We start from the raw sequence: 9,576 nt of genomic DNA, 5'->3' as shown, positions 1-9,576 counted from the left end.
ACGCCCGGTCCCATTCCGAACCCGGAAGCTAAGCCTCCCAGCGCCGATGGTACTGCAGGGGAGACCCTGTGGGAGAGTAGGACACCGCCGGACACCCATTAACGGAATGGCCACCCAACGCAGGGTGGCCATTCCGCGTTAACAGCAGTATTCCGCTCGATAGACTCGGGGAATGCCGGCGCTCGATCTCTCCGTCTCCGCTGTAGACCTCACTCGCATCCTCTGCGACATTCCGAGCGTCTCGGACGACGAGAAGCCGCTCGCGGACGCGATCTTCGCCGCGATCTCGCCGCTGTTGCACCTCGAGGTCTACCGCGACGGCGACACGATCGTGGCCCGCACGCGGCAGGGCCGTGCACAGCGGGTGGTCATCGCCGGCCACATCGACACGGTGCCGATCAACGGCAACGTGCCTACGCGCGACATCGAGATCGATGGCCGGCCCTTCCTCTGGGGCCGGGGCACTGTCGACATGAAGGCGGGGGTCGCGGTTCAGCTGAAGCTCGCGGCCGAACTGATCACACCACGACTCGACATCACCTGGATGTGGTACGACCACGAGGAGGTCGACGCCGACAGGAACGGCCTGACGCGCCTGGCGCTCACGCGTCCCGACCTGTTCGCGGGCGATTTCGCGATCCTCGGGGAGCCCTCGAACGGCGAGGTCGAGGGCGGCTGCAACGGCAATCTGCGGGTGATCGTGCGCACGCAGGGCGTGCGCGCGCACAGCGCCCGGGCGTGGATCGGCGAGAACGCGATCCACAAGGCGGCGCCCGTGCTCTCGCGTCTGGCGGAGTATCGCCCGCGCGAGATCGCGGTCGACGGATTGGGCTACCGCGAGGGACTCAATGCCGTGCGAATCCGCGGCGGCATCGCCGGCAACGTCATCCCCGATCTGTGCGAGGTCGAGGTGAACTACCGCTTCGCTCCGAGCCGCGATCTGGAGGAGGCCGAAGCGCACGTACGCGAGGTGTTCTCGGGCTTCGACGTGGAGGTGGTGGATGCCGCGTCCGGTGCGCGCCCAGGACTCGATTCCGCGATCGCCCGCGAGTTCCTGACCGCCGTCCGCGCCGAGCCGCGGCCCAAGTACGGCTGGACGGATGTGGCGCGCTTCAGCGCCCTCGGCGTTCCCGCCGTCAACTACGGTCCCGGCGACCCCCACCTCGCGCACCACGACGAGGAGCGCGTGTCCGTCGCGCAGATCGAGGCTGTGGAGCGGGGTCTGCGCGAGTGGCTGGCGCACGACTGAGCACCGCCTTGGACCGTGCCGGCTGGGGTCGGATCGCGCTCCGCGTGGGCGTGATCTATCTCGCCGCGCGCGTGATCACCACGGTGTTCCTCCTTCTCGCCGCGGGGATGTCGGGTCCGGGTTCCCGCATGGGCATGGGTGCGGATCTCGGCGACGTCGTCGTGGCGTGGGACGGCACCTGGTACTGGTTCATCGCGGTCACGGGGTATCCGACGGAGCTTCCGCGGACCGAGGACGGGCTCGTCGCAGAGAACGCGTGGGCGTTCATGCCGCTGTACCCTTACCTTTCGCAGTGGGTGTCGCTTCCGTTCGGCTCGTGGGCCGCGGGCGCGTCGATCGTCTCGCTGGTCGCGGGGTACGGGGCATCCGTCGTCCTCTTCCACTTGCTGCGCGCGCGGCTCGACGACGCGGCAGCATCGTGGGCGGTCGTCTTCTTCGCCTGCGGACCGCTGGCCGCGCTCTTTCACGTCGGGTACGCGGAGACGCTCAACCTGCTGTGGCTGTTCTGCGCCCTGTGGTGCGTGGTGCGGCGGCGGTACGTATGGCTCTACGCGCTCATTCCCCTGATGGCATTCACACGGCCGGGCGTGCTCGCGTTCTCGCTCTTCCTGGCCCTGTATGGCATCTGGCGCTGGTTCCGCCGCGATCGCGAGCCGCTGCGTGCATCCGAGATCGCGCACATCATCGTGTCGGGTCTGCTCGCAGCGGTCGCGGGGTTCGCGTGGCAGGTCATCGCAGCCGCTGTCACGGGAGAGCCGGGCGCCTACCTCGCCACGGAGCTGGCGTGGCGGCGCAACTGGATCTCGGGAGAAGCGAGCTTCGCGCCGCTCGAGGGCTTCCTGAGCGGTGCGGCATTCTGGTTCGGGACGATGTGGCACCTTCCGGTCGAATCAGGGTATGTGGCGCTCGTCCTCGTCGTGATCGCGGTCGCGGCCGCACTGATCCTCTTGCCGCAGGCGAAGAAGCTGGGGGTGGAGGTGCGCCTGTGGAGTGCGAGCTATCTGGTGTATCTCCTGCTGGTGTTCTTCCCGCAGTCCAGCATCTTCCGGCTGCTCATCCCGCTCTCGCCGCTGTGGGGTGCATTCGCCGTCCCGCGCTCGCGAGCGTGGCGGGTCGGTGTCCTCGCCTCCTGCCTTCTCGGGCAATGGTGGTGGATCTACAACATGTACGCGCTCGGGAACACCGCATGGCAGGTGCCGTGAGGACGGCTGGGGATGCCGCTTTCCCCAGCGTGCCCGCCGCCAGCCGCCCTCACGATAAACTTGATCCGCAGACCATCGATGAAAAGGAGCCGCAATGGCAGCCATGAAGCCGAGAACCGGAGACGGGCCGATGGAGGCCGTGAAGGAGGGTCGCCTCATCATCGTTCGAGTGCCGCTCGAAGGTGGTGGCCGGCTCGTCGTCTCGGTCAACGACGCTGAGGCCAAGGAGCTCTACGACGTTCTGGGCGGTGTCGTCAACGCGGCGTAGCGCATCGTTCCGTGAACGGCCGGTCTTCGGACCGGCCGTTCACGTCTGCTCAGCCGGTGGCGACGGTGGTCAGCTGCAGGAGCCCCTCGCCCGTGATCGACAGGGCGCCGATGACCGCGGGCGAGGACTGGGTCTCTTGGATCAGGGAACGGTAGGCGGTCGTCAGGGGGTCACGGCGCACGGGATCGGCGACGGCGCCGCCCGCGAGTACACGAGGCACGAGGACCGTGCCTCCGGAGCGGACGAGCCGGAGGCCGTGCTCCACGTACTCGATGACGCCCTCCGGGTCCGCGTCGACGAGGACGATGTCGTACGACGCCTCGTTCATGCGGGGGAGCACATCGGCGGCGCGGCCGGTGATGAACCGTGCACGCGCGGGCGGGATCCGCGCGTCGGAGAAAGCCTTGCGCGCCGCGCCGAGGTGCTCGGGCTCCTTGTCGATGGTGGTGAGGGTAGCGCGCGGAGACCCGTGGAGCAGCCAGAGCCCGGAGACGCCCGCGCCGGTGCCGATCTCGACGATGTTGAGCGCCTGCGACGCCGCGGCGATGACGGCGCATTGCGCGCCGATGGCCGCGCTGATCGGTGTCGCTCCGAGCTCGAGGGCGTGTGCGCGAGCGCGCGCGATGTGCTCCGGCTCACTCGTCGCCTCGTCGACGAACCGCTGGCTCGCGTTCACCTCTCCCATCCTTCCTCCCCTGCGCCAGCCTACGCGGCCGTGCGGCGCCGACATCACAGGCGCGGCGGTAACCTGATGTCATGATCTTCGGCCTCACGATCGAGAAGCTTCTGCTGATCGGTCTCGTCGCTGCGCTGATCGTGGGGCCAGAGCGCCTGCCGCGGTACGCCGAGTCGCTCGCCGGCTTCGCGCGCCGGGCGCGCGACTGGCTGACCACGGCGCGGACACGGGTGCGCGACGAGATGGGCGAGGATTTCGACGACGTCGACTGGCGCACGCTCGACCCTCGACAGTACGACCCCCGCCGGATCATTCGCGAGGCGCTGCTCGACGACGCGCCGGTGACCACAGTGCGGGCGTCGCAGGTGGGGGCGGCGGCGTCCACTGCGATGAGACCGCCCGCTCCGCCGGTGCACTCGCCCTTCCGCGGGCCGGCGGGCGAGGCTCCGCCGTTCGACTCCGAGGCGACCTGAGCGGCAGGACTCCCGGCACGCGCCGGGTCACTCCGGTCGGAACGGGAGCGAGCGGCCCGCCAGCCCGCGGGGCGTTGTGGCGAGCGTTGCGGCGACCTCGGCGATCGCTCGGGACGCCGCGTCGTCAGGGTGGGCGAGAACGGCTGGGACGCCGGCATCCGCGTCCTGCCGCAGCGTCGGGCTGAGCGGGATGGAGGCCAGCAGCGCCACTTCGTGCCCGTCGTGCGACAGCGTCGCTGCGACGGCTGCGCCGCCGCCGGATCCGAACAGGTCGAGCGTCGTGCCGTCGGGGAGGGCCATGGCTGCCATGTTCTCGACGACTCCGATCACGCGCTGACCGGTCTGGCGGGCGACGAGCCCGCTGCGGACGGCGACGTCGGACGCCGCGGTCTGCGGCGTCGTGACGACGAGCACGTCGGCATTGGGGAGCAGCTGGCCGACCGAGATCGCGATGTCGCCGGTGCCGGGCGGCATGTCGATGAGGAGCACGTCGAGATCGCCGAAGTAGACGTCCGTCAGGAACTGCTGCACCGTGCGGTGGAGCATCGGACCGCGCCAGGCCACTGCGCCGAGCGGTGACCTGTCGCCGTCCGTGCGGCGCAGGAACATGCCGATCGAGATGACCTTCACCCCGTGTGCGACCGGCGGCAGCATGAGGTCGTCGATGCGGGTCGGCTGCGGCGCGGTGCCATCCGGGCCGACGAGGCCGAGCTGCCCCGGGATCGAGAAGCCGTGCACGTCCGCGTCGACGACACCGACCGCGAGCCCTCGCGCGGCCAGTGCAACGGCGAGATTGGCGGTGACGGTCGACTTCCCGACTCCGCCCTTGCCGCTCGTGACGGCGATCACGCGCGTGAGGGTTCCCGGGCCGAAGGGCATCTCGCGGGCCTTGCCGCCGCGGAGCCGTTCGGTGAGCGCCCGGCGTTCCTGGGGTGTCATGACGCCCACCTCGAGTACGACGTCCTCGATTCCGGAGACGGATGCCGCAGCCTGGCGCACGTCGGCGGCGATGCGGTCGGCTGCAGGACAGCCGACGATGGTCAACGCGATCGCGACGCGCGCGACGCCGCCGTCGACGGTGATGTCGCGCACCATGTCGAGCTCGCCGATGGGGCGGCGCAGCTCCGGGTCTGCGACTGCGCCGACAGCGCGGCGCACGGCGTCCGCGGCCGTCATCGCGCGGTGTCCTCCTCGCGCGCCGGCTCGTTGTCGAGCTTCTCCAGGAGCGTGCGCAGCTCGGTGCGCAACACGTCGCGCGTCACGGTCTCGGCGGCGAAGTCGTTGACCGCCATACGCAGGGCGACCACTTCCCGCGCCAGGTACTCCGTGTCGGCCAGGTTGCGCTCAGCGCGCTGCCGGTCCTGCTCGATCTGCACGCGGTCGCGGTCATCCTGCCGGTTCTGCGCCAACAGGATGAGGGGCGCGGCATACGACGCCTGGAGTGAGAGGATCAGCGTGAGCAGCGTGAAGTTCGTCGCGGCAGGGTCGAACTGCAGTGGGGGCGGCGCCCAGATGTTCCAGCTCAGCCACACCAGCACGAAGATCGTCATGCCGAGGAGGAAGCCCGACGTGCCCATGGCGCGTGCGAACGACTCCGAGAAGCGTCCGAACCGGTCACGCGACGGCTGCGACGTGCGCTGCAGCATGCCCGACCGACCGCGCGGCGCGTCGAGCGACGGCTGACGGTTCGTGCGGGCCATCAGCGCCTCCTCGGGATCGTCGATGTGTCGGCGGGAACGGGGGAGGCGGGCTCGCGTTCATCGTCGGCGTCGTGGGATCGCCAGTCCTCGGGCAGGAGATAGTCGAGCACGTCGTCGACGCTGACAGCGCCGACGAGCCGATGCGCGGGGTCGACCACGGGCAGCGACACGAGGTCGTACGACGCGAGGAGTCGCGCCACCTCCGCCGCGGAGGCGGTGGCCGGCACGGGGGCGAGGGTGTCGTCGATGAGTGCGCCGAGCCGTTCGTGCGGCGGGTAGCGCAGCATCCGCTGGAAGTGGACGGTGCCGAGCAGGCGGCCGGTGGGCGTCTCATACGGCGGGAGCGTGACGAAGACCGCGGCTGCGAGGGCCGGGTGCAGCTCGTGCCGCCGGATGAGCGCGAGCGCCTCGGCGATGGTGGCGTCCGCGGAGAGCACGATGGGCTCGCTGGTCATCAGCCCGCCCGCCGTGTCGGGACTGTACTTCAGCAGCGCGCGGACATCCTCGGCCTCTTCGGGCTCCATGAGGTCCAGCAGCTCCTCGCGCTGGTCTTCGGGAAGCTGGGCGAGCACGTCGGCCGCGTCGTCGGGCTCCATCGCGTCGAGGATGTCGGCGGCGCGCTCATCGTCGAGCGCTTCGAGGATGTGGACCTGATCGTCTTCCGGCATCTCTTCGAGCGCATCCGCGAGGCGATCGTCGGGAAGCTCCTCGACGACCTCGAGCAGCCGCTCCTCGGGCAGGTCGAGCAGGGTGTTCGCGAGGTCGGCCGGGCGCAGCTCGGAGTACGAGGCGACGAGCTGCTCGGCGGACTGCGCCTCGCCCGGGATGTTCCGTTCGCGCACCTCCGCCCAGCTCGCGAATGTCGTCGGGCCCTTTGCGAACGGCGAGGCGCTCGTCTTCGGCTTGCGCAGGAAAAGCTGTCCGATGTCCCATTCGCCGAGGCGGTTGCGCTCGATCGCGACGTCCTCGATGACTGCCGTCCCCGAACCGTCGGCGAAATACACCCTCCGACCGAGCATCTCGGCCATGACCCGCACCTCGCCGCCGCGCTGCTGAAAGCGCCGCACATTGATGAGACCGGTGGTGATGACCTGGCCTGGCGCGATCGAGGTGACGCGGCCGATCGAGACGAAGACGTTCCGGCGGCCGGGGATCTCGACCACCAGACCGATCACGCGCGGCGGGTCGTCTTTTCGGTAGATGACGACGACGTCCCGGACCTTGCCGAGACGGTCGCCGGCGGGGTCGAAGACCGAGCACCCGGCCAGGCGCGCGACGAAAACCCTCTGCGTGCTCACACGTCTCAGCGTAGTCCGCGTGCCATGGGAGGATGGGGGACATGACCATGTTGGGAGGACGTTTCCCCCAGGGCTCCGACGACCTCGGCCAGACCGTGGCGAGCTTTCCCACGTATGAGGCCGCGCAGAAGGCCGTCTCGTCGTTGATCGCCGCCGACATCCCCGCGCGCGAGATCGCCATCGTGGGGCAGGGGCTGCGCTCCGTCGAGCGTGTCACGGGCCGGCTCGGGTACGCATCGGCCGCGCGCTCCGGCGCGATCAACGGACTGCTGCTCGGCCTCCTGTTTTCGGCGATCCTGGTCATCGGGTCACCGTCCGTGCCGATCCAGGCATTCGTCGGCGTGCTGTTCGTGGGCATCGCCATCGGCATGCTCCTGAGCCTGATCACCTACTCGTTCGTGCGCCGTCGGCGCGACTACGCGTCCGTCATGCAGGTCCTCGCCGATCACTACGAGGTCACCGTCACGTCGGCGAGCCTCCACCGCGCCCGCCAGGTGCTCGGACCCCAGTCCGCGCCGGCGCCCGCCGAGGTCGTCCGCACCGCCGACGAGGGGACTGCGCCGCCCAAGTACGGCGAGCGGGTGTCGCCCGCGGAGCCCTCGGCAGAGCCCGCAGAGCCCGCCGCGGAACCGGAGCGCACCGGCGCCGAGGACGATCACGAGGATCGGGCACGGTCGTCCGACGGCCCGGCGTCATGACCGATGCGGTCCGCGAGCTCCGCGTTCCCGTGGAGCTGCCGAGCGGCCGGGTCGAAATCTCGGCGGATCTCGTCGCACCCGGCGACGCATGGGCGTGCGTCGCGCTCGCGCACGGCGCGGGCGCCGGGTACCGGCATCCGTTCCTCGTCGGATTCTCACGCGGACTGGCGCACGAGGCCGTCGCGACGCTGCGGTTCAACTTCCCCTATGTCGAAGCGGGGCGACGGATGCCGGGGCCCGCGGCGCACGCGGTCGTCACCTGGGCGGCGGTCCAGGCCGCCGCCGCCGAGCAGGCCGGGGGCATTCCCCTGTTCGCCGCGGGCAAGTCGTACGGAGGGCGCATGGCGTCCATGGCGGCCGCGGAGGGGGTGATCGCGCCCGCGGGCCTGGTCTACCTCGGCTACCCGCTGCATCCGCCCGGGAGCCCCGACAGGGCGCGTACCGCGCATCTGCCCGACGTCCCGCAGGCGCAGCTGTTCGTCGAGGGCACGACCGACCCGTTCATCGATCCGCACGAGCAGCTCGAGCAGGCCGTCGCCTCGTGCCGGATTGCCGAGATCTCGTGGATCGAAGGCGGCGGCCACTCTTTCGAGGTCAAGGGTCGCAAGCGTCCGGCCGATGAGGTCGGTGCGGAGCTGGCGCCCCTCGTCGCCGACTGGATGCGGCGAGCCCTGCGGTAAGACACGCCCGGACGCACGTCAGCGGCCGGCGGCGTAGCCCTGCATGCCGCGTGGGTTCGCCGCCGCCCACATCACGCCGGTTGAGGCATCGCGTCCCACCGCCGACACCCGCCCCAGCGTCCAGTCGCCCGCACGGGTGACGGCGTGGCCACGTCGCTCGAGGCCCTTGATGACGTCGTCACCGAGGCGATCCTCGACGAGGGCGCCGGCCGGCGTCCAGGTGCGCGGCCAGAACGACTCGGGCATCGCGGTCGTGTGCAGGGCCGGCGCGTCGATCGCCTGCTGCGGCGCGTAGCCGCCCACGATGATCCGCAGCAGCGCAAGAAGCTGCCACTGATCCTGCTGGTCGCCGCCGGGCGACCCGATCGCGAACTCGGGTGTCCCACCGCGCAGCACCAGGGTCGGCGTGAGCGTCGTGCGCGGGCGGCGCCCCGGGACGAGGGATGACGGATGCCCAGGCTCGAGCCACGTCATCTGCAGGCGTGTGCCGAGGCAGAAGCCGAGGGCGGGGACGGTGGGGGAGGACTGGAGCCAGCCGCCCGACGGCGTCGCCGAGACGATGTTGCCCCAGCGATCGATCACGTCGAGGTGGCACGTGTCGCCCCGCGTCTCGCTCGTATGTGCGACCGTGGGCTCGCCTGCGCCGGCCGCACCGGGACCGTACGTCGTGCGCAGCGGTGGCTGGAACCCGCGGCGACCGCCGATCGCGCCGGGCCGGAACTCCGCCGACGCGCGTTCGCCGATGAGCTCACGCCGCTCGGCGAGGTAGTCGGCGGCCAGCAGCGCCTCCACGTCGACCTCCGCGTCGCCGAACCACGCGTCGCGGTCGGCGAGCGCCAGCTTCTGCGCCTCGAGGATCGTGTGGGCCCCGGCTTCCTGAGCGGGGTCGAGCAGGTCGTCCGCGAGGGGTTCGAGCAAGCCCAGTGTCTGCAGCAGCGCGGGACCCTGCGTCCACGCGCCTGCCTTCGCGATGGTGCGGCCGCGGAAGTCGCGCGTCACCGGCGGCTCGTACCCCGCCTCGAACGCCGCGAAGTCGTCGGCGTCGATGACCCCGGCATGGAGAGCACCGTCCGAGTGGCGGTGCGGATCGGCGAGGAACGTGGAGGCCTCGTGCGCGACGATGCCGGTGCGCCATTCGCGGCGCGCCGCGTCGATGCGGGCGGCACGCCCCACAGGGCCGTCGTCGCGCACGGTGCACGACGCGTGGACCAGCCCGTCGAGCACGGCGGCGTACGCGGGGTTTCGCACGACCGTTCCCGCCGCGGGGGGCTCGCCGTCCGGCATCCACAGCGCCGCCGACGTCGGCCAGTCTTGGCGGAACAGCTCCGCGAC

General features: G+C 70.8%; 11 protein-coding genes and 1 rRNA gene. 7 read left to right on the top strand and 5 right to left on the bottom strand.

Translation table 11 applies throughout. The annotated features are described in order from the left end of the window. The 4 genes from rrf to EIO58_RS07420 all read left to right on the top strand — a co-directional run. A 5S ribosomal RNA gene (gene rrf / locus EIO58_RS07435) occupies positions 1 to 93 on the top strand; the annotation flags it as partial. Between the two features lie 79 nt (positions 94 to 172). Next, complete coding sequence (gene dapE, locus EIO58_RS07430) at positions 173 to 1,249, top strand: succinyl-diaminopimelate desuccinylase (protein ID WP_127818993.1); 1,077 nt, start codon at positions 173 to 175, stop codon at positions 1,247 to 1,249. A gap of 8 nt (positions 1,250 to 1,257) precedes the next feature. Continuing rightward, positions 1,258 to 2,451 carry a hypothetical protein gene (locus tag EIO58_RS07425; RefSeq protein ID WP_240658628.1) on the top strand — a complete coding sequence of 398 codons (1,194 nt, stop codon included), beginning with the start codon at positions 1,258 to 1,260 and terminating at the stop codon, positions 2,449 to 2,451. 94 nt (positions 2,452 to 2,545) lie between these two features. Next, positions 2,546 to 2,719: a DUF3117 domain-containing protein gene (locus EIO58_RS07420; protein WP_019179788.1), complete on the top strand. Its 174-nt coding sequence runs from the start codon at positions 2,546 to 2,548 to the stop codon at positions 2,717 to 2,719. A 49-nt stretch (positions 2,720 to 2,768) separates the two neighbouring features. On the opposite strand, the gene EIO58_RS07415 is transcribed toward EIO58_RS07420, so the two are convergent. Continuing rightward, positions 2,769 to 3,404, bottom strand: coding sequence for an O-methyltransferase (locus EIO58_RS07415; protein ID WP_127818992.1), 636 nt, complete (start codon positions 3,402 to 3,404; stop codon positions 2,769 to 2,771). A gap of 71 nt (positions 3,405 to 3,475) precedes the next feature. On the opposite strand from EIO58_RS07415, the gene EIO58_RS07410 reads away from it, so the two are divergent. Next, complete coding sequence (locus EIO58_RS07410) at positions 3,476 to 3,868, top strand: Sec-independent protein translocase TatB (protein WP_127818991.1); 393 nt, start codon at positions 3,476 to 3,478, stop codon at positions 3,866 to 3,868. 27 nt (positions 3,869 to 3,895) lie between these two features. Here EIO58_RS07410 and EIO58_RS07405 read toward each other — a convergent pair whose 3' ends face one another. The 3 genes from EIO58_RS07405 to EIO58_RS07395 are packed head-to-tail and all read right to left on the bottom strand — an operon-like array spanning position 3,896 to position 6,866. Then, a complete protein-coding gene (locus tag EIO58_RS07405) occupies positions 3,896 to 5,044 on the bottom strand; it encodes an Mrp/NBP35 family ATP-binding protein (protein ID WP_127818990.1) in 1,149 nt (382 codons plus the stop codon). Next, positions 5,041 to 5,568, bottom strand: coding sequence for a DUF1003 domain-containing protein (locus EIO58_RS07400; RefSeq protein WP_127818989.1), 528 nt, complete (start codon positions 5,566 to 5,568; stop codon positions 5,041 to 5,043). The genes EIO58_RS07405 and EIO58_RS07400 overlap by 4 nt, the downstream gene beginning before the upstream one ends. Beyond that, entirely contained in the window at positions 5,568 to 6,866 is a 1,299-nt protein-coding gene (locus EIO58_RS07395; RefSeq protein WP_127818988.1) for a magnesium transporter MgtE N-terminal domain-containing protein, read from the bottom strand. Before EIO58_RS07395 ends, EIO58_RS07400 begins: the two co-directional genes overlap by 1 nt. A gap of 41 nt (positions 6,867 to 6,907) precedes the next feature. Here EIO58_RS07395 and EIO58_RS07390 point away from each other — a divergent pair, with 41 nt between their 5' ends. Both EIO58_RS07390 and EIO58_RS07385 read left to right on the top strand, forming a co-directional pair. Beyond that, on the top strand, positions 6,908 to 7,564 hold the full coding sequence (locus EIO58_RS07390) for a general stress protein (RefSeq protein WP_240658627.1): 657 nt from the start codon (positions 6,908 to 6,910) through the stop codon (positions 7,562 to 7,564). Then, the gene (locus EIO58_RS07385; RefSeq protein ID WP_127818987.1) at positions 7,561 to 8,244 is read left to right on the top strand and encodes an alpha/beta hydrolase family protein; all 684 of its coding nucleotides are present in this window, start codon (positions 7,561 to 7,563) and stop codon (positions 8,242 to 8,244) included. The genes EIO58_RS07390 and EIO58_RS07385 overlap by 4 nt, the downstream gene beginning before the upstream one ends. Before the next feature lie 18 nt (positions 8,245 to 8,262). Here the strand turns inward: EIO58_RS07385 and EIO58_RS07380 are convergent. Continuing rightward, positions 8,263 to 9,576: gamma-glutamyltransferase family protein (locus EIO58_RS07380; protein WP_127818986.1), on the bottom strand; the 1,314-nt coding region annotated here is incomplete at its 5' end.

Source organism: Microbacterium sp. CPCC 204701 (assembly GCF_004010105.1).
GTDB lineage: Bacteria > Actinomycetota > Actinomycetes > Actinomycetales > Microbacteriaceae > Microbacterium.
This window is presented reverse-complemented; position numbering and strand designations above follow the sequence as displayed.

What these genes read in the sequence shown, in the direction of transcription:
- EIO58_RS07385 (WP_127818987.1), top strand. Translation starts at nt 7,561, where the DNA reads ATGACCGATGCGGTCCGCGAGCTCCGCGTTCCCGTGGAGCTGCCGAGC.
- EIO58_RS07405 (WP_127818990.1), bottom strand. Translation starts at nt 5,044, where the DNA reads ATGACGGCCGCGGACGCCGTGCGCCGCGCTGTCGGCGCAGTCGCAGAC.
- EIO58_RS07415 (WP_127818992.1), bottom strand. Translation starts at nt 3,404, where the DNA reads ATGGGAGAGGTGAACGCGAGCCAGCGGTTCGTCGACGAGGCGACGAGT.
- EIO58_RS07410 (WP_127818991.1), top strand. Translation starts at nt 3,476, where the DNA reads ATGATCTTCGGCCTCACGATCGAGAAGCTTCTGCTGATCGGTCTCGTC.
- dapE (WP_127818993.1), top strand. Translation starts at nt 173, where the DNA reads ATGCCGGCGCTCGATCTCTCCGTCTCCGCTGTAGACCTCACTCGCATC.
- EIO58_RS07390 (WP_240658627.1), top strand. Translation starts at nt 6,908, where the DNA reads ATGACCATGTTGGGAGGACGTTTCCCCCAGGGCTCCGACGACCTCGGC.
- EIO58_RS07400 (WP_127818989.1), bottom strand. Translation starts at nt 5,568, where the DNA reads ATGGCCCGCACGAACCGTCAGCCGTCGCTCGACGCGCCGCGCGGTCGG.
- EIO58_RS07420 (WP_019179788.1), top strand. Translation starts at nt 2,546, where the DNA reads ATGGCAGCCATGAAGCCGAGAACCGGAGACGGGCCGATGGAGGCCGTG.